Origin of the sequence: Paucibacter sp. Y2R2-4, assembly GCF_025717535.1 — a bacterium.
GTDB lineage: Bacteria > Pseudomonadota > Gammaproteobacteria > Burkholderiales > Burkholderiaceae_C > Paucibacter_A.
The window spans coordinates 1549324-1574710 of record NZ_JAJIRO010000001.1; the positions used below are offsets into that span (position 1 = coordinate 1549324).

Annotated in this window: 22 protein-coding genes; 8 read left to right on the forward strand and 14 right to left on the reverse strand. The window is 63.2% G+C overall.

Features of this window, described 5'->3' with window-relative positions; translation table 11 throughout:
* Positions 1-49: 49 nt before the first annotated feature.
* The 11 genes from mraY to LNV06_RS06870 form a co-directional block, all read right to left on the reverse strand.
* Complete coding sequence (mraY, locus tag LNV06_RS06820) at positions 50-1228, reverse strand: phospho-N-acetylmuramoyl-pentapeptide-transferase (RefSeq protein WP_263537448.1); 1179 nt, start codon at positions 1226-1228, stop codon at positions 50-52.
* Positions 1218-2645, reverse strand: a complete 1428-nt coding sequence (locus LNV06_RS06825; RefSeq protein WP_263537536.1) for a UDP-N-acetylmuramoyl-tripeptide--D-alanyl-D-alanine ligase — start codon at positions 2643-2645, stop codon at positions 1218-1220. Before LNV06_RS06825 ends, mraY begins: the two co-directional genes overlap by 11 nt.
* 11 nt (positions 2646-2656) lie before the next feature.
* A complete protein-coding gene (locus LNV06_RS06830) occupies positions 2657-4168 on the reverse strand; it encodes a UDP-N-acetylmuramoyl-L-alanyl-D-glutamate--2,6-diaminopimelate ligase (protein ID WP_263537449.1) in 1512 nt (503 codons plus the stop codon).
* Positions 4168-5955 (reverse strand): peptidoglycan D,D-transpeptidase FtsI family protein, encoded by a 1788-nt coding sequence (locus tag LNV06_RS06835; protein ID WP_263537450.1) that lies wholly within the window; start codon positions 5953-5955, stop codon positions 4168-4170. The genes LNV06_RS06830 and LNV06_RS06835 overlap by 1 nt, the downstream gene beginning before the upstream one ends.
* Positions 5956-5957: 2 nt before the next feature.
* Positions 5958-7820, reverse strand: coding sequence for a peptidoglycan D,D-transpeptidase FtsI family protein (locus LNV06_RS06840; protein ID WP_263537451.1), 1863 nt, complete (start codon positions 7818-7820; stop codon positions 5958-5960).
* Positions 7817-8146 (reverse strand): cell division protein FtsL, encoded by a 330-nt coding sequence (ftsL, locus tag LNV06_RS06845; protein ID WP_411970066.1) that lies wholly within the window; start codon positions 8144-8146, stop codon positions 7817-7819. Before ftsL ends, LNV06_RS06840 begins: the two co-directional genes overlap by 4 nt.
* 30 nt (positions 8147-8176) lie before the next feature.
* Positions 8177-9202, reverse strand: a complete 1026-nt coding sequence (gene rsmH, locus LNV06_RS06850; RefSeq protein WP_263537453.1) for a 16S rRNA (cytosine(1402)-N(4))-methyltransferase RsmH — start codon at positions 9200-9202, stop codon at positions 8177-8179.
* Entirely contained in the window at positions 9202-9630 is a 429-nt protein-coding gene (gene mraZ / locus LNV06_RS06855) for a division/cell wall cluster transcriptional repressor MraZ (protein WP_263537537.1), read from the reverse strand. Before mraZ ends, rsmH begins: the two co-directional genes overlap by 1 nt.
* Before the next feature lie 836 nt (positions 9631-10466).
* Positions 10467-11555, reverse strand: a complete 1089-nt coding sequence (locus LNV06_RS06860; RefSeq protein ID WP_263537538.1) for a rhodanese-like domain-containing protein — start codon at positions 11553-11555, stop codon at positions 10467-10469.
* A 21-nt stretch (positions 11556-11576) separates the two neighbouring features.
* Complete coding sequence (locus LNV06_RS06865) at positions 11577-12005, reverse strand: DUF6691 family protein (protein WP_263537454.1); 429 nt, start codon at positions 12003-12005, stop codon at positions 11577-11579.
* 1 nt (position 12006) lies between these two features.
* Positions 12007-12477, reverse strand: coding sequence for a YeeE/YedE family protein (locus LNV06_RS06870; protein WP_263537455.1), 471 nt, complete (start codon positions 12475-12477; stop codon positions 12007-12009).
* A 112-nt stretch (positions 12478-12589) separates the two neighbouring features.
* Here LNV06_RS06870 and lplT point away from each other — a divergent pair, with 112 nt between their 5' ends.
* The gene (gene lplT, locus LNV06_RS06875; protein WP_263537456.1) at positions 12590-13831 is read left to right on the forward strand and encodes a lysophospholipid transporter LplT; all 1242 of its coding nucleotides are present in this window, start codon (positions 12590-12592) and stop codon (positions 13829-13831) included.
* Between the two features lie 198 nt (positions 13832-14029).
* Complete coding sequence (locus tag LNV06_RS06880; protein WP_263537457.1) at positions 14030-14761, forward strand: PEP-CTERM sorting domain-containing protein; 732 nt, start codon at positions 14030-14032, stop codon at positions 14759-14761.
* A 449-nt stretch (positions 14762-15210) separates the two neighbouring features.
* On the opposite strand, the gene LNV06_RS06885 is transcribed toward LNV06_RS06880, so the two are convergent.
* Positions 15211-16452 carry a glycosyltransferase family 4 protein gene (locus tag LNV06_RS06885; RefSeq protein ID WP_263537458.1) on the reverse strand — a complete coding sequence of 414 codons (1242 nt, stop codon included), beginning with the start codon at positions 16450-16452 and terminating at the stop codon, positions 15211-15213.
* Between the two features lie 264 nt (positions 16453-16716).
* On the opposite strand from LNV06_RS06885, the gene LNV06_RS06890 reads away from it, so the two are divergent.
* Complete coding sequence (locus LNV06_RS06890; protein ID WP_263537459.1) at positions 16717-17358, forward strand: hypothetical protein; 642 nt, start codon at positions 16717-16719, stop codon at positions 17356-17358.
* Between the two features lie 108 nt (positions 17359-17466).
* On the opposite strand, the gene LNV06_RS06895 is transcribed toward LNV06_RS06890, so the two are convergent.
* Entirely contained in the window at positions 17467-19134 is a 1668-nt protein-coding gene (locus tag LNV06_RS06895; protein ID WP_263537460.1) for an aminotransferase class III-fold pyridoxal phosphate-dependent enzyme, read from the reverse strand.
* An 80-nt stretch (positions 19135-19214) separates the two neighbouring features.
* On the opposite strand from LNV06_RS06895, the gene asd reads away from it, so the two are divergent.
* From asd to LNV06_RS06920, 5 genes are all read left to right on the forward strand, one after another.
* Positions 19215-20063 (forward strand): archaetidylserine decarboxylase, encoded by an 849-nt coding sequence (asd, locus tag LNV06_RS06900; protein ID WP_263537461.1) that lies wholly within the window; start codon positions 19215-19217, stop codon positions 20061-20063.
* A 430-nt stretch (positions 20064-20493) separates the two neighbouring features.
* A complete protein-coding gene (locus tag LNV06_RS06905) occupies positions 20494-20682 on the forward strand; it encodes a hypothetical protein (RefSeq protein ID WP_263537462.1) in 189 nt (62 codons plus the stop codon).
* A gap of 90 nt (positions 20683-20772) precedes the next feature.
* A complete protein-coding gene (locus LNV06_RS06910; RefSeq protein WP_263537463.1) occupies positions 20773-21270 on the forward strand; it encodes a GNAT family N-acetyltransferase in 498 nt (165 codons plus the stop codon).
* A 608-nt stretch (positions 21271-21878) separates the two neighbouring features.
* On the forward strand, positions 21879-23054 hold the full coding sequence (locus tag LNV06_RS06915) for a GNAT family N-acetyltransferase/peptidase C39 family protein (RefSeq protein WP_263537464.1): 1176 nt from the start codon (positions 21879-21881) through the stop codon (positions 23052-23054).
* A 1-nt stretch (position 23055) separates the two neighbouring features.
* Positions 23056-24672, forward strand: coding sequence for a RimK family ATP-grasp domain-containing protein (locus tag LNV06_RS06920; protein ID WP_263537465.1), 1617 nt, complete (start codon positions 23056-23058; stop codon positions 24670-24672).
* Positions 24673-24685: 13 nt separating this feature from the next.
* On the opposite strand, the gene LNV06_RS06925 is transcribed toward LNV06_RS06920, so the two are convergent.
* Positions 24686-25324 (reverse strand): LysE family translocator, encoded by a 639-nt coding sequence (locus LNV06_RS06925; protein WP_263537466.1) that lies wholly within the window; start codon positions 25322-25324, stop codon positions 24686-24688.
* Between the last annotated feature and the right edge of the window lie 63 nt (positions 25325-25387).

The window sequence follows — 25387 nt, forward strand, 5'->3', positions numbered from 1 at the left end:
GGCGTCAGTGGTGGTGGGCAAGTTCATCATCTCAGTCATCACAAAACCATCAACGCAGCTTCAAGCTGGCCAGGCCAACCAGGCACAGCAGCATGGTGATGATCCAGAAGCGAACCACCACCTGGGTTTCTTTCCAACCCGATTTTTCGAAGTGGTGATGCAACGGTGCCATCTTGAAGATGCGCCGGCCTTCGCCGTACTTCTTCTTGGTGTACTTGAACCAGCTCACCTGCAACATCACCGACAGCACCTCGGCCACGAAGATGCCGCCCATGATGCCCAGCACGATTTCTTGCCGAGTGATCACCGCCACCGTACCGAGGGCGCCACCCAAAGACAGCGCGCCCACATCACCCATGAAGACCTGGGCCGGGTGTGCGTTGAACCACAAAAAGGCCAGCCCTGCGCCCGCCATGGCGGCGCAGAAGATCAGCAGCTCACCCGAGCCCGGGATGTAAGGCAGCAGCAGGTACTTGGCATACACCGTCGAGCCGGTCAGGTAGGCGAACAGGCCGAGCGCCGAACCCACCAGCACGACCGGCATGATGGCCAGGCCGTCCAAGCCATCGGTGAAGTTGACCGCATTGCTAGCGCCCACGATCACAAAGAAAGACAGCGCGATAAAACCAAACACGCCCAGCGGATAGCTGACGGTCTTGAAGAAAGGCACGATCAAATCAGCCTTGGGCGGCAGGTCGGTCGAGAAGCCACTGCTGATCCAGCGGAAAAACAACTCGATCACGCCGAGGAAGGAGTTCTCAGACACGCTGAAAGCCAGATAGATGGCCGCGAACAAGCCGATCAGCGATTGCCAGAAAAACTTCTCACGGCTCTTCATGCCCTCAGGGTTCTTGTCGACCACCTTGCGCCAGTCGTCCACCCAGCCCACAGCGCCAAAGCCCATGGTCACCAGCATCACCACCCAGACGAAGCGGTTGCTCCAGTCAAACCACAAGAGCGTAGAGACGCCAATGCCGATCAGGATCAAAACGCCGCCCATGGTTGGCGTGCCGTTCTTGGCCAAATGCTGTTGGATGCCGTACTCGCGAATCGGCTGGCCGATCTTCATCTCGGTCAGGCGGCGAATCACCCAAGGGCCAAAAGCCAGGCCAATCAAGAGCGCGGTCATGGCCGCCATCACCGCGCGGAAGGTGATGTATTGAAAAACGCGCAAGAAGCCGAGATCGGGGTAAAGCCCCTGCAGCCATTGAGCCAGACTAAGCAGCATGGTTTGCGCCCCCTTGCGTGTTGGCCTGCATGGCCGCAACTACTTTTTCCATCTGCATGAATCGTGAACCCTTGACCAGAACGTTGTGAGCCAGCGGTCGATCGCTGGCCTCACTCACCGCGGCCACCATCTCGGCCGTGGTCTTGAAATGACGTGCCGCGGGGCCAAAGGCCGCGGCAATGTCCGCGGCCGCCGTGCCGGCGGTCCATAGCGACTGAATGCCGCGCTCGGCGGCATAGGCACCGACTTCGCGGTGGAAGGCCTCGCCTTGATCGCCCACTTCACCCATATCGCCCAGCAGCAGCCACGCCGGGCCTGGCAGGCCGGCCAGAACATCGATGGCGGCGCGCACGCTATCGGGGTTGGCGTTATAGCTGTCGTCGATCAGCGTGGCGCGGCGCTCGCCTTGCATAAAACTCTTCAGCTGCGAGCGGCCCTTGACCGGCTCAAAGCTCTCCAGTCCGCGAGCAATCGCCGCCAGGGGCGCGCCTGCAGCCAAAGCGCAGGCTGCAGCGGCCAGTGCATTTCGCACGTTATGCACGCCGGCCACGGCCAGCGCCACCGGTGCCACACCGGCCGGCGTGTGCAGCTCCAGGGCCCAGTGGCCCACGCTGCTGTCCGACTCGACCCAGACCGCGCTGCCGGTCACATCGGCCTCGCCCTGCAGGGCAAAGCTCAGATGCGGGCGGCTGCCGGCCATCTCATGCCAGATTGGTGCGCAAGCGTCTTCGGCCGGGAACACCGCCACGCCCGAGGAAGCCAAAGCCTCAAAGACCGCGCCGTTCTCGCGCGCAGCAGCTTCCACCGTCTGCATGAACTCCTGGTGCTCACGCTGGGCGTTGTTCACCAAGGCGACGGTCGGGCGGGTCATGGCCGCCAACGGGGCGATCTCGCCGGGGTGGTTCATGCCCAGTTCCACCACGGCGGCCTTGTGCCATTGCTGCTCGTCCTGACGCAGGCGCAGCAGCGTCAGTGGCACGCCGATGTCGTTGTTGAAGTTGCCTTCAGTCGCCAAGGCGCCGCCACCCACCCAGGCGCGCAGAATGCTGGCGATCATTTGGGTCACGGTGGTTTTGCCGTTACTGCCAGTGACGGCAATCACCGGCAATTGGCAATGGGCACGCCAGGCGGCGGCCAGGTGGCCGAGCGCTGCTTTTGCGTCGGGCACCTCAATGCCGGGCAGACCGGCTTCGGCCAAGCCCCGCTCGGCCAGCGCCGCTACTGCGCCGGCTGCAGCCGCCTGCGGCAAGAACTCATGCGCGTCGAAACGCTCGCCACGCAAGGCCACAAACAAATCGCCAGCAGCCAGGCTGCGGGTGTCGCTGTGCACGCGAGCAATCAAGGTCTCACCCGAGCCGATCAGCCGCGCCGTCGGCACTGCCGCCAGCAGCAACTGATGGGCTTGAGCCAGGGTCATCAGGCAAGCGCTCACAGGCCGGCCCTCGCGATCAAGGCGGCGCGGGCTTCGTCCACATCCGAGAAAGGCTGGCGCACGCCGGCCACTTCTTGGTAGTCCTCGTGGCCCTTGCCGGCCACCAGAATCACATCGCGCGGGCCAGCTTCACGCACGGCGCGCTCGATCGCATGGCGGCGGTCCACTTCCACCAGGCGCGGCGCCTCAGCGGCCAGACCGGCTTCGATGTCGGCCAGGATCTGCTCCGGCGCTTCATGGCGCGGGTTGTCGCTGGTGATGATGACGCGATCCGCCAAGCGAGCCGCAATCGCGCCCATGGCGGGACGCTTGGCGCGGTCGCGGTTGCCACCGCAGCCAAACATGCAGAGCAAGCGTCCGCCGCGCGCCTCGGCCAGCGGCTTCAGGGCGCTCAGCGCTTTGTCCAAGGCATCGGGCGTGTGAGCATAGTCCACCACCAGCTGCGGCAACTCCAAGCCATTGCCCACGCGCTGCATGCGGCCCGGCACCGGCGTGACGCTGCCGGCAACGGCGGCGATCTTGGCCAGGCCATGGCCCAGCGCGCGCAAGCAGCCGATCACACCCAGCAAGTTGGCGACGTTGTATTCGCCGATCAAGCCGGTCTCAACCAAGATCGCCTGCTCGCCCTCACGCAGCGTGAAGGCCAAGCCACCGGCGCGGTAATGCAAGTCACTGGCTTGCAGGCGGGCAGCGCTGCTGAGCGAGCAAGTCCAAACGTCGAGGCGCGACGCCAGCTCCACCGCCAGCTCGGCGCCCTTGGGGTCGTCGATATTCAGCACCGCGGCGCGCAGACCCGGCACGTCGAAGAGCTCGCGCTTGGCGGCCCAATAGGCCTCCATCGAGCCGTGGTAGTCGAGGTGGTCTTGGGTGAAATTGGTGAACAGGGCGACCTGGATCTCACTGCCGCTGAGGCGGAATTCCTTCAGGCCGATGGAGGAGGCTTCAATCGCGCAAGCGCCGTAGCCCTCGTCCAGCATGCGGCGGAAATTGGCTTGCAGCAGCACCGGGTCCGGCGTGGTCAGGCCGGTGTAGTCGATATTGGCAGCGCGCGCCGCATGGCCGGGCCGTGCGGGCAGCGGCGGTTCGCCCACGCCCAGGGTGCCTACCACGCCGCAGCGCTGGCCCAAGAGCGAGAGCGCTTGCGCGCACCACCAAGCGGTGGAGGTTTTGCCATTGGTGCCGGTGCTGGCAATGATGGGCAAGGCCTTGGACGGCTGGCCGTAGTAGGCCGCGGCGATCAAACCGGTCTTGGCCTTGAGGCCGGGCAGCGAGGCCACACGAGCGTCCACAAAGCCGTAGGCATCAACGCCCTCGTCTTCCACCAAGCAGGTGGCGGCGCCGGCCGCCAGCGCCTGGGCCACGAACTCGCGACCATCGCGGGCATAGCCGGGCCAGGCGATGAAGGCATCACCGGGCTGCACCGCGCGGCTGTCGGTGCGCAGCACGCCGGTGGTCCATTCTTGCAGCCAGCGGGCGGCGGCTTCGGGGGATTTCAAACGGGTCAACATCAGAGAACTTCCTTGCCACTGGCGGCTTGCTGGGCCAGGATTTGCGGGCTAACGGCCAGATCGGCCGGCACACCCATCAGCTGCAGGCTCTTGGAGACGACCTTGCTGAACACCGGGCCGGCCACTTTGCCGCCATCGTGAAATTGCTGGGTGGGCTCGTCCACCATCACCGCCACGACGATGCGCGGCTGGCTGATTGGCGCCAGGCCCACAAACCAGGCGCGGTATTTGTTGCGGGCATAGCCGCGGCCTTCTTGCTTGTAAGCGGTGCCGGACTTGCCGCCCACGCTATAACCCTCGGCCTGCGCCATCGGCGCGGTGCCGCCCTTTGCGGTCACGGTTTGCAGCATTTGGCGCACCTGCTGCGCCGTCTTGGCGGAGAAGACGCGCTGGCCCTGCACCACTTCGCCTTCAGCGCGCTTGGTCATGCTCAGCGGCAGCAGCTCGCCGTCGTGCGCAAACACGGTGTAGGCGCGTGCCAGCTGCAAGAGCGAGGCCGACAGGCCGTAGCCATAGCTCATGGTCGCCTGCTCGATCGGGCGCCAGTTCTTGTAAGGGCGCAAGCTGCCGGTGACGGCGCCGGGGAAGGCGATCTGCGGGCGCTGGCCCATGCCGATGGAGGCATAGAGCTGGTGCATTTCGCTGGCCGGCATTTGCATGGCCATCTTGACGGTGCCGACATTGCTGGACTTTTGAATCACCTGCGCCACCGTCAGCGCATCGCTGGGATGGGCATCGCTGATGGTGGAGCCTGTGATGGTGATGCGGCCCGGCGCGGTCTGGATGACGGTGTCAGGCGTGACGCGGCCGGTCTCCAGCGCCTGCGCAGCGATGAAGGGCTTCATGGTCGAGCCGGGCTCGAAGACATCGGTCAGCGCGCGGTTGCGCAGTTGCTCGCCGCTGAGCTTTTTGCGCTCATCGGGCTTGTAGCTGGGGAAGTTGGCCAGGGCCAGAATCTCGCCGCTACGCGCATCCAGCACCACCACGCTGCCGGCCTTGGCCTGGTTGGCGGCCACGGCGTCACGAATAGCTTGGTAAGCAAAGTACTGGGTCTTGGCGTCCAGGCTCAGGTCCACATCTTCGCCATTGATGGCCGGCACGGTCTCACCGCGCGTTTCGACCACACGGCCGAGCCGGTCGCGCATCACCGAGCGCGAACCGTCCTGGCCTTGCAAGCTCTTTTGGAAGGCCAGCTCAATACCCTCTTGGCCGCGCTCTTCGCTGTTGGTGAAACCCACCACATGGGCCGAGGCTTCGCCTTCAGGGTAGCTGCGGCGGTATTCGCGGTCTTGATAAACGTTCTTCAGCTTCAAGGCCAAGATGTCTGCCGCCATGCGCTCACCGGCCTGCCGCTGCAGCCAGACAAAGCGGCTGCTCGGGTCAAGCTTTTTGTTCAGCTCTGCCGGGCTCAGGCTCAAGGCCTTGGCCAAGGCATTGAATTGGTCCACAGGCAGGGCCAAGATCTCGGACGGAATGGCCCAGAACGAAGGCACCGCGACGCTGCTGGCCAGCACCTGGCCGCTGCGGTCATGAATGCGGCCGCGGCTGGCCGGCAGCTCCAGCTTGTGCACAAAGCGAGCCTCGCCCTGCTGCTGAAAAAAGTCGCTGCCGATCACCTGCACATAGAGCGCGCGGCCGAACAAACCGGCCAAGCCGGTGCCCACCAAGACCAGCAGCAAACGCGAACGCCAGACCGGCGTGCGGGTGGCCAGCAAGGGGCTCTGCGTATGACTGAGTCCGCTGAGTCCGTCTTGGCGATTCTTGCTGCTGAAGCGCTTCGTCCCCATGATCAGAAGCTTTCTTCCACCGCTTGCGGCTGCGGCTTGGCCTTGTTGTTCTGGCTGGCCACGATTTGCGGCTTCACTTCCAGATCGGTCGGCACATTCAGCAAGCGCAGGCTTTGCGAGACCACCTGGCTGAACACCGGGCCGGCCACGGCGCCACCGAAGTAGACGCCGTTGCTGGGCTCGTCCACCATCACCGCCACGATCACCCGTGGGTTGCTGATCGGCGCCAGGCCCACAAACCAAGAGCGGTACTTGTGGCCGGCATAGCCCTTGCCTTCTTGCTTGTGCGCGGTGCCCGACTTGCCGCCCACGCTGTAGCCGCTGACCTGAGCCATGGGGGCGGTGCCGCCGGGGCCAGCCGCCATCTGCAGCATCATGCGCACGTCATGCGCTGTCTTGGGCGAGAACACCTTGATGCCGGCCGGGTTGGCATTCGCGTCTTGCCGCATCATGGTGACGGGGATCACCTCGCCATTACGCGCAAACACGGTGTAGGCGCGCGCCAGCTGCAGCAGCGAGGCTGACAAGCCGTAGCCAAAGCTCATGGTCGCCTGTTCCACCGGGCGCCAGCTCTTGTAAGGCCGCAGCTTGCCGGTGATAGCGCCGGGGAAGTCAATCTGCGGACGCTGGCCCAGGCCGATGGCGGTGTACATCTCATGCAGCTCGCGCGGCTGCATGCTCATGGCCATCTTGACGGTGCCGACGTTGCTGGATTTCTGAATCACCTCGGCCACGCTCAGCACACCGTGCGGGTGGGCATCGGTGATCTTGGAGCCGGTGATAACGATGCTGCCGGGCGCCGTTTGAATCGGCGTTTCGGGCGTAACCCGGCCGGTCTCCAGCGCCAGCGCGGCCACAAAAGGCTTCATCGTCGAGCCGGGCTCGAAGATGTCGGTCAACGCGCGGTTGCGCAGCTGGGCCCCGCTCAGGTTCTTGCGCTCGCCGGGGTTGTAGCTGGGGTAGTTGGCCAGGGCCAGCACTTCGCCGGTCTTCACATCCAAAACCACCACGCTGCCCGCCTTGGCCTTGTGCTCGGCCACCGCATCGCGAATGCGCTGGTAGGCGAAGAACTGCACTTTGGAGTCGATGGACAAGTCGATGTCACGACCATTGGCGGCGGGCACGCGCTCGCCGATGTCTTCCACCACCCGGCCCAAACGGTCGCGCACCACCGATCGAGTGCCATCCCGCCCTTGCAGCTCTTTTTGGAAGGCCAGCTCGATGCCTTCTTGACCACGCTCTTCGATATTGGTGAAGCCCACCACATGGGCGGCGGCCTCGCCTTCGGGGTACTTGCGCTTGTATTCGCGGTCTTGGAACACGCCTTTGAGGCCCAGCTCTTTAATCTGCGCGGCCACATGCTCATCGGCTTGACGCTGCAACCAGACAAAGCGGCTGTTCGGGTCGAGCTTGCGCTCCATCTCGGCCTGCGACCAGCCCAAGATCTTGGCCAGCGCCTGACGCTTGGCCGGGTCAGTGTCCATTTCCTTGGGGATGCCCCAGAAGGAAGGCACAGCCACGCTGGCGGCCAAGACCTGGCCGCTGCGATCATTGATGCGGCCACGGCTGGCGGGCAACTCGACCTGGTGCACAAATCGGGCCTCGCCCTGCTTTTGATAAAAGCGGGTGCCGATCACCTGGATGTAGAGCGCGCGGCCCAGCAAGCCGGCAAAGGCCAGACCCACCAGTGCCACCAAAAAGCGCGAGCGCCAGGGCGGTGTTTTAGAAGCCAACAAAGGGCTGCTGGAATAGCTAACGCTGCGCGCTGTCGGATTCCGGCCGGCGCCGGCCAGCGGTCGCTTGGACCGCTTGACCTGGGTCGCCCCCGAAGTACTGGGCTTGCGAAAACGGCTCAGCCAGCTCATTGCGTGCCTCCAGCGGTTGCGGCAACTGCCTTGCCGCCCTTGGCCCCCTTGCCGCTAGGCCCGTGGTCCTCGGCGCTTTGGGTCACGGCCGGGGTGATGGCGCGCATCTGCAAACGCTCGCGCGCCACTTGCTCCACCCGCAGATTGGTCGCCTGCGCATGACGCTCGGCCTGCAGGCGCTGGTTGTCAGCTTCGAGACGGCGGCCCTCGGCCTGAGCCCGGTCCAGCGCGGTGAACAGGCGGCGTGCTTCATAGGCGCTGCGCACCAGCACCAGGCCACTGGCCAGCACGGCAATGATCAGCAAGAGATTGAGGCGCCCGAACATGATGAACTTACTCGCGAATCGATCCGGCAATCACTCAGCGCGCCGATGGCGCTTCTTCACATGCACTTCCGGCAGCCGCGCCTCGGTGCGCTGCGCCACCCGCAGCACCGCCGAACGCGCGCGCGGATTGGCCGCCACTTCGGCGTCGCTGGGCATGATGCGGGCGATGGCCTGCAGCGCCAGCGGCTTGGGCTCGGCGAACAGCGCGCGGCGGTCCACCACCTGCTTGCTGTGGGCGCCGATGAAGTTTTTGACGATGCGGTCTTCCAGCGAGTGGAAGGAAATGATGGCCATGCGGCCGCCCGGGGCCAGCAAATGCAGGGCCGCGTTCAGCCCTTGTTCCAGCTCTTGGAGTTCGCCGTTGACGTGAATCCGAAGAGCTTGAAAGGTACGCGTGGCGGGGTTTTGACCCGGTTCGCGAGTCTTGACCGCACGAGCCACGATTTCGGACAGCTCATCGGTTGTTCGCACGGGCTGGCCGTCTGCGCGGCGAGCCACAAGCGCCTTTGCAATCTGCCCAGCAAACCGTTCTTCTCCATAGTTGCGTATCACTTCCGCAATCTGGCGCTCATCGGCGCGTGCCAAAAAGTCAGCAGCACTTTCGCCGCGCGTGGTGTCCATGCGCATGTCCAGCGGTCCGTTGAAACGGAAGCTGAAGCCACGCTCGGGGTTGTCAATCTGAGGGCTAGAAACGCCCAGGTCCAGCAACACGCCCTGCACTTGCTCAATGCCCAAACCGGCCAGCTGCGCTTGCATATCGGCAAAGGGCGAGTGGCAGATGGCAAAGCGCGGGTCGTCAATGCGCGAGTCACCGGCGGTGGCGGCGGCAATCGCCTCTAGGTCGCGGTCAATCGCGATCAGCCGGCCTTGAGCGCCCAGCTTGGACAGCAGCAAGCGCGAATGCCCGCCGCGGCCAAAAGTGCCGTCGACATAAATGCCGTCGGGCGAGGTCAGCACCGAGTCCACCGTCTCATGCAGCAAGACCGTGGTGTGCGAGAACAGCGGTGCCGACTCTGCGTTGGCAGCGTTGTCCGGGGTGTTATTGGAGTGAGCCATTAGAAGCTGAAGTCCTTGAGGGCATCCGGCATGTCGGACGCCATGACCTGGGCTTCATGCGCGGCATAGGCAGCCGCATCCCACAACTCAAAGTGGCTGCCCATGCCGAGCAGCATCACGTCTTTTTGCAATCCGGCGCTGGCACGCAGCTCGGGCGAGATCAGCACGCGGGCCGCGCCGTCGATCTCCACATCCATGGCATTACCCAAGAAGACCCGCTTCCAACCGGCCGCCGACATGGGCAGCGCGGCGATGCGGTCACGAAAGCCTTCCCACGCCGGACGAGGAAAGACCATCAAGCAGCCTTCGGGGTGTTTGGTGATGGTCAGCTGGCCGGCGCACAGCGCCTGCAAGACCTCGCGGTGGCGTGTTGGGACGGCCAAACGCCCCTTGGCATCCATTGCCAAGGCTGAAGCCCCCTGAAACACAAAATTCGCCACGGCGACCCACCAAATTGCACTTTTCAACACTTTAATACCCGAAAGGCACTGGGTCAAGGCAAATCGTGGAATTTCTCTTTCAAATCAAGTACTTAGGGAGGCTTTCTCAGAATTTTTAAAAGCAAATATCGTTCAAAAATAAGGACTTGCAGAGGGGTGTGAAACCAGAGCTTGAGAAAGCACAGGCACTTTCGGGGAAAGTTCACGGGGAGCGGGTATGGCGCATCAGACAGCGCCAGTTGGCCGGGCACTGCAGCCCGGTCAGCCGGCAGGCTCATGGCTCGGGGGTCCTCGCTTCGCTCCGACTGCCCTGCGCTGCTCACAGCTTGGGGCCAGCGCAGAACTCACTGCACTCGCTACGCTCGTTTCGTTCAAACATGCTGCGCCAAGTCAGTCGTTGAAGCGCGCTGCGCGCGCAGCCCCAAGCTGCTGCGCTGCTCAGCCCCTCACAAATCGCCCGGCAGCCGCCCGAACTGCAGTGCGCTTGCATAGCGAGCGATGGGCGACCGCGACGATGGCGATAGCCAAACTCGAAGGTGGCCCGGCCCGCCGACGGGCGATTTGTGCCCGGCCGAGAGCGCAGCGGAGCGGGTCAGGCGCGCGCAGCGCGCTTCAACATCATGCTTGGTGGCCCCTGTCTGAACGCAGTGAGCACAGTGAACGAAGTGAGTTGGCCACCGCTGGCCCGCGCAGTGAGCACCGAGGGCAGTCGGCTCGCCAGAGCCGACCCGGGCACCATGAGCACGGCGGCGGGCTGGGCCACCTGAGCGCGGCAGCCCGAAATCAAGAAAACAATGCAGCCAACATGACTGCACCAATTCCACTTATTCGCTACCGCCCACCACCGGCAGGCCTTCGGCGCGCCAGCGCAGCATGCCGCCATTCAAGTTGGCCACTTGCTTGAAGCCGGCTTTTTGCAGCAGCACCGTGGCTTGCGCCGAGCGAGCGCCGGAGCGGCACACCGCCACCAGCGGGCGCTGTGGGTCGAGCTCTGAAACCCGCGCCGCGAGTTGCGACAAGGGCAAGAGCTGCGCGCCCTCGATATGACCCAGCGCATCGATGAACTCCGCCGGCTCCCGCACATCCAAGAGCTGCAGTTTCCCAGCCGCGCCCTCACCCGCACGCAACTCCGCCAAAGCATTGGCCTGGATCTCCCAGATGCCGCTGAAGGCCAGCGTCAGCGGCGCCCACTCGCCTTCGTCCAGCGCCGCGCCATTCGAATCCGGCCGGCCGCAGACCAGGTTGGCAGGCACGGCCTTGTCCATCAGCTTGGGGTGCGGCAGGCCGAGATGGTTCATATAGCCGGCAAAGTCGGCCTCGTTGACATCGCCACCCAGGCGCGGGTTGAAGCGCAACTCCTCGGCGACGCTGGTGACCGTCAGACCGCGGTAGTCATGGCCGGGGTAAAGCAAACAAGCGGCCGGCAGGCTCAAGATTTGCGACTTGACCGATTGATACAACATGGACGGGCTGCCCTGCTGGAAGTCGGTGCGGCCGCAGCCACGGATCAAAAGGCTGTCGCCGGTGAAGGCGCGGCTCAAATCATCGAGCACATAGGTCAGGCAGCCATTGGTGTGGCCGGGCGTGGCGCGCACCTCCAAGTAACGCGAGCCGAAGGCGACCCGGTCGCCATGCTGCAGCAAGCGGTCCGCATGGGCCGCGCCCGAGGCGGCGGCCAACATGATCTGGCTGTCACAGCGCTGCTTCAGCAGCCAAGCGCCGGTGACATGGTCGGCATGCACATGGGTGTCGAGCGTGGCGACCAAGCGCAGGCCCAGCTCGCGCAGCAGCGCCAGGTCGCGGCGCTCATGCTCGAACACCGGGTCAATGATCACCGCCTCGGCGCTGTTCGAGTCGCCCAGCAAATAGGTGTAAGTCGACGATGTGGGGTCAAACAACTGACGAAAAATCAACATGGCAAGCGCCTCCAAAAATCAGTCAAGCGATGAGCCGCGCGCCGCGAAGAAACGGTCGTGCAGCCAAATCCCCAAGAGCATGGCGGGCACGAAAATCCAGGCCGCCTCCATGCCCTGCCCCAAAGCCACCAAGGCCGGGCCCGGGCAAAAACCGGCAATGCCCCAACCCACACCAAACAACACGCCACCGACGCCCAAGCGCACATCGATGCGCCGGCTATTGGGGATCTCCATCGCATCGCCACTCCAGGCTCGGCTTTGACGCTTGGCATAGGCAAAGGCCAGCAGGCCCACGCCCACCGCGCCGCCCATCACCAGTGCCAGGCTGGGGTCCCAAGCGCCGGCCAGGTCGAGAAAAGCCTTGACCTTGGCCGGATTGCTCATGCCGCCCAGCATCAGGCCCAGACCAAAGATCAAACCACCGAGCAAGGCCCACACGGCGCGCATCTCAAACTCCCAGCGTCAAGACATGACGCATCAGATAAACGGTGCCGAAGCCGGCCGCCATGAAGATCATCACATTCACCAGCGAGCGCAAAGACAGCCGGCTCAGCCCGCAAACGCCATGCCCGCTGGTGCAACCATTGCCCAGGCGCGCGCCAAAGCCCACCAAGACGCCCGCCAGCACCAAGCCCAGCGGCCCCACATCCACTTGCGCCTCCGGCCAAGGCGCAAAGCAGCGCCACAGCCAGGGCGCCAGAAGTAAACCTGCAATGAAAAACAAGCGCGCCGATTGCGAGACTGATTGCGAGGCCGCCCCAGCCCTGGGCTTGAGCAGCGCCAGCAAAGGCTCGGCGACGATGCCGATGATGCCGGCAATGCGGCCATTGCCCAGCAAATAGAGCGCACTGGCCAGGCCAATCAAGAGCCCGCCGCCCAGCGCCTGCCAAGGCGTGAAGTGAATCCAATCGATGTTCATGGCGCAAATCTTAGGGCAGTGGGCGGCAAGCGCTCCTGGCTTGTCACTGCCGTTTCATGCCGGCCTGTCACGCTTTTGACTTCGACACCCCCAAGAAGAGGCATACGCCGCCATGCCCACCGGTTTTCACCTCTTGATCGCGGCCCAGTTTGCCTCCGCACTTGCCGACAACGCCCTGCTCATCGTCATCATCGCCCGGCTGCAAGAGCTGAACCTGCCGGGCTGGTGGGCGCCGATGTTGAAGTTTGGTTTCACCGTGTCTTATGTGCTGCTGGCGCCTTTTGTCGGGCCGCTGGCCGACGCCTTCCCCAAGGCGCGCCTGATGGCCTGGATGAACGGCGTGAAGCTGCTTGCCGTGGGCGGCCTGGCCTGGGGCGTGCATCCCTTTGCCGCTTTCGCCCTGGTGGGTTTTGGGGCTGCCGCCTATGCGCCGGCCAAATACGGGCTGGTGACCGAACTGGTCGGGCCCGATCGCTTGGTGCGCGCAAATGGCTGGTTAGAAGTCTCGGTCGTCTGCGCTGCCCTCTTCGGCACGGTGCTGGGGGGCTTGTTGGTCAGCCCCTGGCTGCTGAGCCAAGGCGCGTACGCCGAGTTGCGAGAGGGGCTGAGCCACCTGGGCTGCTTCAGCGCCAGCGGCTTGGGCGTATCCATCTTGATTTTGATGGCGGTGTACGCCTTGGCCGGCCTGCTCAATCTGGGCGTGCCCAATAGCGGCGCCCGCTACCCGGCCAGCGGCATTCACCCCATCGCCTTGAGCCGCGACTTTTGGTGCGCCAACCGCAAGCTCTGGGCCGATGCCGACGGCGGCCTTTCGCTGGCCGTCACCACCTTATTCTGGGGCGTGGGCGCCACGCTGCAACTGGCGGTGCTGCGCTGGGCGGCCGATGTCTTGCAACTGCCGCTCTCGCAATCCGCCTATCTGCAAGCCGCCGTGGCGGTCGGCGTGATCGTCGGCGCCGCTGCCGCCGGCCGCTGGGTGCCGCTGCACGCGGCCAAGCGCATGTTGGTTTTCGGCGTGCTGCTAGGCCTGTTCATCCCCGCGATTGCCAGCACACAGAGCCTCACCTGGGCGATCCCGCTGCTGGTCTTGGTCGGCGCGGTGGGCGGGCTGATGGTGGTGCCGCTGAACGCCCTGTTGCAGCACCGCGGCTACACCCTGCTGAGCGCCGGCCGCTCGATTGCCGTGCAAGGCTTCAATGAAAACGCCAGCGTCCTGATGATGCTGGCCACCTACGCCGCCCTGCTCGCCCTGGATGTGCCTATCGTGGCCTTGATGTGGGGCTTTGGCTTGGCGATTGCGTTGGCGATGGGGCTATTGATGGGAAGGGAGACGAGCAGCAACCCAAAAACATGAAAGGAGGTCAATACCCTTGTGTCTTTTCTATGCGCATAAACGGCCGCACTACCCCTTTGGTTGAGGGGGACCCGTGCGCTTTTTGCCCCCCCTATCATCGAAAACCAATTTGCCCAACATAACTACCAACTAGCACGGAAGTTTATGAAAAAAATATTACGCAATTCTCAGCCATTCGCCGCAATATTTGCGTGCGCAATGAGCACCGCCGCATCAGCGAACCCGCAACTATTAAAAGTTGTCGTGACCGTCGACAAGCCTTCATACAACGCAACCTATTCTCTGGGTGTTGAAGCGAATGTGACGTCTGATCTTCCTCTGGTGAGCGTTACAGCAGACCACCAAGGATCGTCGACAAACAGCTTTGGTTCCTGGGCGCTGACTGACAAAGTCGCGTATTGGCACGCCTATTCGCCGTTATCGAACTATTTTCCGAAAGACACCGGTCCGGTTGATGGGATGCTGAACGTCCGCGCTACCGACACGGCAGGACAGCGTGCGGAAGTCTCTGTCCGATTTCAACCCTCGGAAGAGATGGAAATGCCGGAGGTCCAGTACGTGTGGACTGGGCTGGGTTTCAGCATCAGTGGACAAGCAGTATCTAAGGCAGACAACTACAACCTATGGGTGTGGGACCCCCTCAATCAGTCGTACGTCTACAGTGCGACATCGACTCAGGCTGATCAACTGAGTTTCATTGATGGCGCATTGCTAACGCCTGGTCATGGCTACCGAGTGTTCTTCATTGCCAACAATTACGTTACCAACGTTGCCGAGAACTACACCCTGCTTTACAGGTCGTACTCGGGCTTTGATCTGTCTGTGGCTGCCGCAGTGCCAGAACCATCGAGCTATGCGTTGCTGCTAGGTGGTCTGGGCGTAGTTGGTTTGATTGGCCGGCATCAGAGTGTGCGAGTCCAGCGAGAATAAGGATCCGAAGTGCATGGATCGGGGTCAGGTCTTTAATCTATAGGCAAGACCTGCCCCCCCCCAAAAAACCACCAGGTAGCTTCCGCTCAGCGCAGCATCCATCGAGGCGACGCGCAGCGAGCCGTATTCTTTGGGGCTTCCCCTTCTGCATGGGCGAGGAGCGGAGAATTTGCCGGGCGTCGCGCAGCGACTTCAAGCACTGACTTCGCGCCCCCTGTTTGAACGTAGCGTAGCGAAGTGAGTTGGGCGCGGCCCGGCAAATTTGAGTATCCGAGCGGACCCGAAGGGCCATGCGGCAGGGGCGCCTTCTTTGCCCACTTTCTTGTGCGCACAAGAAAGTGGGTCGGCCGCCGGGCCGAACTCCCGGCACGGTGCGGGCAGACGCGATCCCGTTTCACCAACAGGCCGTACGCACTAACCTCAAACGCATGAGATTTAGACGCTCGCCCTTAAACCGCCCCCTGCCTCACCCCCACAATCGGCGACCGATACGGCACTTCAGCGCGATGGATGACAGAGTCCAGCACGCCTTCGAAGCGGGCAACGATGCTGCTCCAGTCCAGCGCGCTGGCGGTTTGGCAAGCGGCTTCGCCCATGCGCCGACGGCCTTGAAGATCGGCAGCCAAGCTGGCGGCAGCTTGCACAAAGGCGGCGGTGTCGTCCATGGGCGCCAACATGCCGTTTTCGCCGCTGCGAATCAGCTGCGCGGCGGCGGCGTAGTTGAAGGCCAGCACGGCCAAACCGCTGGCCATGGCCTCGGTGGTGACGTTGCCAAAGGTCTCGGTCAGGCTGGGGAACAAGAACAAGTCGCCGCTGGCGTAATGCGCAGCCAAGTCTTCGCCCTTGCGCTGGCCGGCGAAGATGGCTTGCGGCAGGCGCTGTTGCAGTTCTTCTTGCTGCGGGCCGCTGCCCACCACCACCAGCTTGGCGCGCGCATCTTTTTGGCTGATGGCTTCAAAGGCGGCGATCAGGGCGGGTAAGTTCTTCTCGGGCGCGATGCGGCCCACATAGAGCACGACCAAATCATCCGGCGCCACGCCCCATTGCTCGCGCAAGGCTTGGCTGCGCCGCAAAGGAGTGAACTGCTTGGTGTCGACCCCGCGCGAAACCACGGTCAGGTTCTTGAAGCCACCGGCCTCCAGATCGCGCCGCAGGGCTTCGGTGGGCACCATGGTGTTTTGGGTGCGGTTATGAAACTTGCGAAGATAGGCCATGATGGGCTTGTAGAGCCAACCAATGCCGTAGTGCCGGCTGTAGGCGTGGAAATTGGTGCGGAAGTCGGAGCAAACCGGCAGCTTCAGATGCGTGGCCGCTTGCAGGGCCGACCAGCCCAGCGCGCCCTCGGTAGCGATGTGCACCACATCGGGCCGGTGCACCGACCACAGCTGCACCAGCGCCTTTTTGGACGGCACGCCCATGCGCAGATTCGGGTAGCGCGGAATCGGCAGACCGCGCATCAGCACTTCATGAAAACGCACCGCGGTTTCGGCTGAGTCATTGGCGTCTTGACGTGGCCGGATCAGCTGAACATCATGGTTACGGGCGTGCAGACCCTCCACGATGCGGGCGATGGTCATGGCCACGCCGTTCACCTCCGGCGGGTAGGTCTCGGTGACGAAGGCAATGCGCAAGGAGCGATGCGCCGCCGGGTAGTTGTCAACGAGGATGCCGTCCGGTGTGTCGTGCTTCATGCCTGCATGGTGCCCAGCACGCATAACAGTTCGATGACAGCGGACTATTTAATTGCAAGCAAGGGTCTGATGCCAGCAGCCCGGCGCTTTTCAAAGCATCGATGAGCCGCCATCGTCACGGAATTTTCATGCAGGGCCGTCACCATCGCGCCACCGAAGCCAAAGCGGCCGGCAAGCCCATGTGTTTGCGTCTTGCTGCTTTCGGCCTGGCGGGCAGTCTTTTTGGTTTGCCCTTTTCATTGTTTCTATCTTTCGAGGACGCGTGTGAACAAACCCTTCCTGCCCACTCTCGCTGCCACTCTGAAAGAGCAGCGCTGGGACGACCACCGCTACTACCACCACAGCCGCATCAACCAAAGCCTGCACCTGCTGAGCGCGGTCTGCTTTGTGATCGCCTACGGCATGCTGTACTTTGACCCGGCCATGGCCGCCATCTTGGCCTGGTGCGTCTCGATGACCAGCCGCCAGGCCGGCCACTTCTTCTTCGAGCCGCGCGGCTATGACCATGTCAACCAAGCCACCGACGAGCACAAAGAAGAAATCAAGATCGGCTACAACATCCAGCGCAAGATTGTGCTGCTGGCGATCTGGGTGGCCATCCCCGCGCTGCTGTGGTTCCAGCCTTCGGCCTTCGGCCTGATTCAGCCCGCCACCGACTTCAATGGCTTTGTGCATGACGTCGGCATGGCTTGGTTGGCGCTGGGCGCGGCTGGCCTGATCTTCCGCGTTCTGCAGCTGTGGATTCAGCAAGACCTGATGACCGGCGTGGCCTGGATGACCAAGATCCTGACCGACCCCTTCCACGACATCATGCTGTATCACAAGGCCCCGCTCTATCTGCTGCGCGGCGAGCTGATCGACCCGATGGAGCATGTGGCCCACGAGGTGCAAGCGAAGAAGCGCTAAAGCCTAGATCGCTGAAGCAAGCGAGCGAACGAACAAAGAAAGAAAGAGGGCTTCTTGCGAAGCCCTCTTTTTGAATCTTGATTCAGCGCTCTCGCTTCAGTCCAGCCATCAAGCCTTGCCGCCCGACCTGAAGGCTTGCCACATCTCCTTGAGCAGACCGCGCTTGATGGCCTTGTTGCTCAGGGCCGCATCCGCATCCCACCAGCCTTCAGACTTCATCTTTTGTGCCGCCTTCACAAAGCGATGCGTGACCTCATCGAAATCCGCGTCGCTGTAGTTCAAGCTGAAGATCAGCCGGCCCGTGCCCACCCAACTGAGTGCCAAGCCTTGCTCACGCAAATAGAACTGCAGCATCCAGTTGTAGCGCGAAGGCTGGGTGTAGAACACCGTCCAGATCGACTGCATCTGCGCCACTTGCACCGGCACGCCGCCATCCTTCAGCGCCGCATTGAAGCGCGCGGCGCGGGCGTTCCAGCGATCGTCCAAGCCGGCGTAGATGGCCTGAATCGCCGGCGTCTGCAGCCGGTCCAAGAAGACCTTCATGGCGCCCATCACATAGGGGTGGGCGTTGAAGGTGCCGCGGGCAAAGCAGATGTCGGCCGGGCGCTGTTCGCGGAAGCGTTTCATCAGCGCGGCCTTGCCGCAGACCACGCCGACTGGCAGGCCGCCGCCCAGAGTCTTGCCGTAAGTGACCATATCGGCGCGCACGCCGAAGTACTCTTGCGCACCACCGGGCGCCAGACGGAAGCCCAGGAAGACCTCGTCAAAGATCAGCACGATGCCGTTCTCGGTGCAGACCTGGCGCAGCTTCTTCAACCAGGCGGTGTAGGCCGCGCGGTCATAGCCGGCGCGGCGGCTGCTGTCCAGCAGCTGCGAGTCGCCCGGCGCGCCGGCATTCGGGTGCAGCGCTTGCAGCGGGTTGATCAAGACACAGGCCACGTCCTTGCGGGTGCGCAGCACCTTCAGGCTGCGCTCGTCCATGTCTTGCAAGGTGTAGGTTTCGCGCGGCGGCAAGGGGTTGCCGATGCCGGGCTGCACGTCCTCCCACCAGCCGTGATACGCGCCGCAAAAGCGCACCAGGTTTTTGCGCCGGGTGTGATAGCGCGAGAGGCGCACGGCCTGCATCACCGCCTCGGTGCCCGACATATGGAAGGACACCTCGTCCTGGCCGGAGATGGCCTTCAGGCGCTGCACGTTCTCAGCAACGCAGGGGTGGTAGGCACCCAGCACCGGGCCGAGCTGGTGGGTCAGCGCAATGCCTTCGTCCACACACTCGCGGTAGAAGTCGTAGCCGAAGACGTTGACGCCGTAGCTGCCAGTGAGGTCGTAGAAGGCGTTGCCGTCCAGATCCACCACCTGCACGCCGGAGGAGCTTTGCAAAAAGCTGCCGGTCTTCAAATGCTGGCGCAGATAGGGGCTGTACTGGAAGGGCACGCGGTAGCTGCCGGTGAACTGCAGGTCGGAGATGGCCTCGCGGGCCTGGGCCGACATGGCAATGCTCTTGGGGCTGCTTTGCGCCAAGGATTCCGCCAGGCGCTTGAAGCCGACGCGGCGGCGGCTGACGACGTCGTCGGGCGCGCCGTCCGAATTGAAGAACCGTGCCTCGTCGTAGGCGTAGCCCGGAATCCAGCCGGCCAGCCGCTTGGCCATGCGCGAGTGCCCGGCCAGCGAGCGATGCTTGGCGCGCGACAGCTCCAGGCGGCGCTTGGCGCGCGGCAAGGTCCAGGCCAAGGCGGCCAGGGCCAATGCGGAAAGTGCAAAAGTTTGATGTTCCATGGGATGGGCAAGAAGTCCAGTCCCTTATCTAAACAGCGCTGCTTGACAGCCTCATGAATATGACAATTTCTGTGCGAAAGATGCTCCAACAGGAGGATCTCAATTTCCTGCTCACCAACCGCATTCCGCGCATTGCGCTGACCCGTTTGATGGGCAAGTTCAGCCAGATCCGCAGCCCGCTGCTGGCCAAGATGTCCATCGCCGTCTGGCGCTTGTTCACCGACCTGGACCTGAGCGACGCCAAGAAGCAGCGCTTCGACAGCCTGCACGACTGCTTCACCCGCGAGCTAGTGCCAGGCGCCCGAAAGGTGGACATGCGCGAGGACGTGCTGAGCAGCCCTTGCGACGCCATCGTCGGCGCCTGCGGCCGGGTGGAAGGCCGCCAGGTCTTTCAGGCCAAAGGCTTCCCCTATTCGATGCAAGACCTGTTCGGGCCAAGCCAAGACACCTCCGCCTTTCAAGACGGCATGTTCATCACCCTGCGCCTGACCTCGGCCATGTACCACCGCTTCCATGCGCCGCAGGACTGCACGGTCGAGCATGTGACCCACATCGCCGGCGACACCTGGAACGTCAACCCCATCGCCTTGAAGCGGGTCGAGCGTTTGTTCTGCCGCAATGAGCGGGCGGTGCTGCGCACCCGGCTCAAAGGCGGCGAGCCGATTGCCATCGTGCCGGTGGCCGCCATCTTGGTGGCCAGCCTGCGCCTGCACTTCCTCGACCTCTTGTTGCATGTGGACTACCAAGGCGCCAATGAACTGCCCTGCCAAGCGAGCTTCAAAAAGGGAGAGGAGATGGGCTGGTTCCAGCATGGTTCCACCATCATCGTCTTCGTGCCCAAGGGCTTTGAGCTCTGCCCCGGCATCAGCACCGGCACGCAGATTCGCATGGGGCAGGCGCTGTTGCAGCATCAGTCGCCGCAGGCCTGAGCAAGAGTTTTGCAGAGCTTGGTGAGGGGTCGCTCCGATGACCCGGCCCGCCGCCGTGCTCATGGTGCCCGGGTCGGCTCTGGCGAGCCGACTTCCCTCGCTGCTCACTGCGCAGGTCAGCGGCGGCAAACTCGCGTCGTTCGCTTGGCTCACTGCGCTCAAACAGGTGCCGCCAAGCTAGACCTTGAAGCGCGCTGCGCGCGCCTGACCTGCTGCGCTGCGCCCTCGGCCGCGCACAAATCGCCCGTCGGCAGGCCGGGCCACCTGCGGGTTTGGTTTTCCCCACGAGACAAGGCTCCTCCCTCGCCTTGACAGGAAATTGATACTTCAGAGCCGCAGATTTCCAGTCTCTTGAGATCGACCCTCCTAGAGTTCTAGCCATGGTCAGAACGGTGCCAACCGACACCGACAAGGCCATGAGGAGAAGCTCATGCAACGGTCGAAAAGCATCATGCAGGCCAAGTTCAGCGCACCGCCTGCCGCGCGCGAAGTCGCGCTTCACCCCAAGCTCCAAACCGATGGGGCGATGAATATGCGCGAGGAACTCTGGTGGTCACGCCGACTGGCGTCCGGCTCTGACTGGATGCAAGAGTGGCTCCACAAGCCGCATCGGCGCTGATTGGCATTCCTCCAAGGCTCAGGCACCCTAGCCACGCCGCCCCCCCCTTTCGCAAGGCCTGTCTTCAGGCCTGCTCGCATTTCATCTTTCATGTCAATTTCCTTCGCCCCCATCGCGCTGAGCGATGTCGACAGCTATCGCGCGTGCATCGATGCCGTTGCCCGTGAGCGCAACTTTCTGGCCATCACCCAAGCACCTCCGCCACACCAGCTGACGCAGCTGATTCGCAGCAGCTTGGAGGATGACTCGGTGCTGATCGTGGCGCGCGACCAGCAGCGCGTGGTCGGCTGGGCCCAGATTCAGCGCGGCCAAGGCGCTGTGGTGGCCCATCGCGGCGATCTGGGCATGGGCGTGAGCCCGGCCTACCGAGGCCGCGGTCTAGGCAAGCAGCTCTTGCTGAGCTGCATCGGTGCGGCTGGGGCCAAGGGCATCGCCTGCATCGAACTGGAGGTGCGAGCCGACAATCGCTGCGCGCTAAATCTGTACCGCTCGCTCGGCTTCAACATGGATTCCATCGTGCGCGACGCCATGCTGATCGACGGCGTCTTCCACAACGCCTTTCGCATGTCTTTGAAGCTACCGGTCTGAGGCCAACTTTTCAGCGGATAGGCCTCAAGGCGGCCACTTCAAACCGCGCTGCCGACGCATGCAAATTGCATAGGCATGGCGCCACAGCTTGTAGTACGCAGTCGCAAACAGACCATCGAGGGCGAATCGCCAGAAACTGTATTCATCCAGACCCAGCACCAGCCTGAGGCTAGGCATCTGGGTGCCCAGCAAGAGCGCTCCAGAGAAGAATAAAAGCTTGGCTTCCAGGCTGGCAAGAAAGGACCGTGCTGACGGACCTGACCGAAGGCCACACGACTCACATGCCGACTGGCGCGATTCGCCCGCTTGGCCTGAGGCCTGCTGGGGCGGACAGTTAGGAAACTTGGGGCAGCGATGTTTGAGTTTTTCCATGGGCTCCATTTGTAGCGAGCCGGACCTCAAGAACTTGTAGAGATCAGCCTTCCCCGCGTACTGAAGCCGTCAATGCGGAGGTGTCGCTCCGCATTGACGGCCAGGCTTTCCCTGGTTCTAGACAGTTTCTTTACAGGCCCGCGGACAAGCTTGATGCGATCTTTGCAGAGCCCGGCGTCCAATCAAACGCAATCGAAAGCAAGCGGCCGCGTTTTGGCCGTGCCCCGTTTGACTCCATGCCAGAACCTGTTCCCCGATCTCCAACACGGCGGCCGCGCCGAACTGCCAAAGCCGACTCACTCGGCCCCATACGCATCTCTTCTGCCCAGCCCTTGGACCTGGCGGCGCTCACCGAACTTGAGCAGGCGGCCTTCAGCGGCGACCGCATCTCGGCGCGCAGTTGGCAGCACTTGATCCGCAGCGACTCGGCCATGGTGCTGGTGGCGCGCGGTGGCCAAGGTGGCGGCGAGTTGCTGGGCGCTGCGGTGGTGCTGCGCCGAGCCCGAAGCTCGGTCGCACGCCTGTACTCGATTGCGGTGGCAGCCAGCGCACGCGGTCGCGGTCTGTCTGACCGGCTGCTGGGCGAAGTGCTGCACAGTGCGCGTGACAGCGGCGCGGCCGTGCTGAGGCTGGAAACCCGGCTTCACAACCATGCGGCCCAGCGCCTCTTCAAACGCCATGGCTTCAGCGCGCTGGATCGCAAGCCGGCCTATTACGAAGACGGCGCCGACGCACTGCGCTTTCAAAAATCGCTATGGGACAGCGGCCGGGCGAATCAGGCCGTCGCCCTGCAAGCGCCCTTCTATTGCCAAACCCTGGACTTCACCTGCGGCCCTTGCGCCCTCTTGATGGCGATGGCCGCGCTGGACCCGAGCACGGTGATTGACCGCGCCGCCGAGATCCGGCTCTGGCGCGAAGCCACCACCGTCTTCATGGCGGCGGGCCATGGCGGCTGCGGCCCTTTCGGCCTGGCTCTGGCGGCCCTGCAGCGCGGCTTCGGCGCCACCGTTTACGCGCCGGCCGGTGCCTCGATGTTCATCGAGTCGGTGCGCGACCCGCGCAAAAAAGACGTGATCGCTTTGGTTGAGGCCGACTTCCGCAGCGAGTTGCTCGCCTCCAAGGCCGAATGGGTCAACACCGCGCTGACGCCGCAGCGTCTGGCCGAGCATCTGCGTCAGGGCGGCGTGCCCCTGGTCTTGATCAGCCTGTGGCGCTTGCACGGCGAGAAAGGACCGCACTGGGTGGTGGTGACCGGCTTTGATGGCCAGGTCTTTCGCATCCTCGACCCGATTGCCCCTGCACCGGCTGGCGCCGACCCCGGCCTCTCGGTCAGCGTGGACGAATTCAAGCGCATGGCGCGCTATGGGCGGCGCCGACAAGGCGCGGCCGTCATCCTCTCCAAAGGAACTTGATATGGCTTCCGATCATTTGATCGTGGTGGAACGACTCGCTGACTTTCGCTGGGTCGATGCCGACACCCGCGTGCTGACGGCCGAGGAGTTCATTTCCGAATGCAGCGCCGAAAGCGATGAATCAAAAAAGATTCAGGCCGGCAAGCGGCCACGCAAACTCATCAATCTCTGCCGCAGCTATGACTATCTGAGCCTGGGCTACTACTGCTCCCTGCTGGCCGAGGCCCGCGGCGACCGGGTCACGCCCAGCGTCGAAACCATTCTCGATCTGCAACACCGCAGCAACCAGCAAAGCTCGCTGGAGCGCCTGGACCGCCTGATTGCCGGGCTGGACGAGGTGCCGCGCTCGGTCAATACGCTCAGCTTCCATGTCTTCTTCGGCCACATCGAAGACCCGGAGCTGGCCGATCTGGCGCGCAAGGCCTTCGAGTTGTTCCGCTGCCCGCTGCTGCAGATCGAGTTGGAGCGGCCCGATGGCTTGAACGGCTGGAAGACCGCCGCTGTGCGGGCCTTGGACCCACGTGAGGTGGATGCCTCGCGCGACGCCTTGTTCATGGGTGCGCTCGATGAGTTCTCACGGCGACGCTGGAGCCCGGCGCTAGTGCCGTCTGCACCCAAGATGGATCTGGCAATCTTGCATGACCCGAGCGACCCGCTACCGCCGTCCAACTTGGCGACGCTGCAACACATGGTCGAGATCGGCCAGTCCATGGACATTGCCGTCGAATTGATTCGCAAAAAAGACTTCTCGCGTCTGACCCAGTTTGATGCGCTCTTCATCCGCGAAACCACGGCGGTCAACCACCACACCTTCAAGTTCGCCAAAAAGGCCGAATCCGAAGGCATGCCGGTGATCGACGACCCGGGCTCCATCTTGCGCTGCACCAACAAGGCTTTTTTGGCCGAGTTGCTGCGCGAACATGAAATCGCCACGCCGCGCACCCGCTTGGTCAGCCGGCGCAGCTTGCCCAGCTTCAAAGACACCTTGAGCTACCCGGTGGTGCTGAAGGTGCCCGATGGGTCCTTCAGCCGGGAGGTCCGCAAGGCCCAGAACTACGCACAGTTCCAAGAGATCGCTAACGCCATGTTCAAGGACTCCGAGATCGTGCTGGTGCAAGACTTTATGTACACCGCCTTTGACTGGCGAGTCGGGGTGCTCGGCGGTGAAGCCCTGTTCGTGGCGCGCTACCACATGGTGCGCGACCACTGGCAAATCATCAAACACGCTGGCGACGGCCCCTCCACCGAAGGCCGCACCGAAGCGGTGGCCCTGCAAGACACACCTATCGCGGTGCTCGACACCGCCATCCGCGCGGCCCGCCTGATTGGTGATGGTTTCTACGGCGTGGACCTGAAACAGACCGAGGCCGGGGTTTTCGTCATCGAGATCAACGACAACCCCAATCTCGATGTCGGCGCCGAAGACAAAATCCTCGGCGACGAGGTGTACCGGCGCCTGCTGAACCATTTGCTGGCCAAGTTCGAGAAGCGCGAACTTGTGGCGGCGCCTCAGACGCCGCTGCAGCTGTCCATCAGCAGCGGTGCTTTGAATCGCAAAAGCCCCCCTACCAAGCGAGAGAGTGGCGTGCCCCGTAGCGCGGCAGCTGCTTCTACTTGATGGGCCTGCAATCTCAGCGTTCAGCCAAAGCCAAACGCAGTGCCAGTCCAATGAAGACCGTACCTGCCAACCAATTCAAGCCGCGCTGAGCGCGGGTGGAGCGCTTCAGCACCTGGCTGAGCGCGCCAGCAAAGTAGGTGATGGAGCCAAAAGAGATCAGCGTGGCGACGATGAAGATCAGGCCCAGCTGGGCGATTTGCCAGGCCACCGGGCCTTTTTGCGCGGTGGCGGCATCGTCCACAAACTGCGGCAGCAAGGCCAAGAAGAAGAACACCACCTTGGGGTTGGTGAGGTTCATCACCACACCGCGGCTGTACATCTTCCAGGGGCTCAAACGCAGCTGCGCTTGGTCCGCCAAGGGCCCGACCGGTGCGCGCAAGACCTGATAAGCCAGATAGGCCAAATAGGCCGCGCCCAGCAGCTTGAGCACGGTGAAGGCCAAGGCCGAGGCGGCAAACACGGCCGCCAAACCCAGCGCAATCGCCGCCGTGTGCACCAGCAAACCGGTGCAAAGGCCCAGCACCACATAAAAGCCGGCGCGACGCCCCTGCATGGCGGACTGCATCAACACGAACACATTGTCCGGGCCGGGGGTGTAGCCCAGCAGCATGGCCAGGGTGAAAAAGGTCAAAGCGGTGTCGAAGCTGAGCATGGGGCGGGGGAATAGAAAAAAGGGCGTCGCCAAAAAGCGCGAAGGTGCCAATTGTCGCCCTGT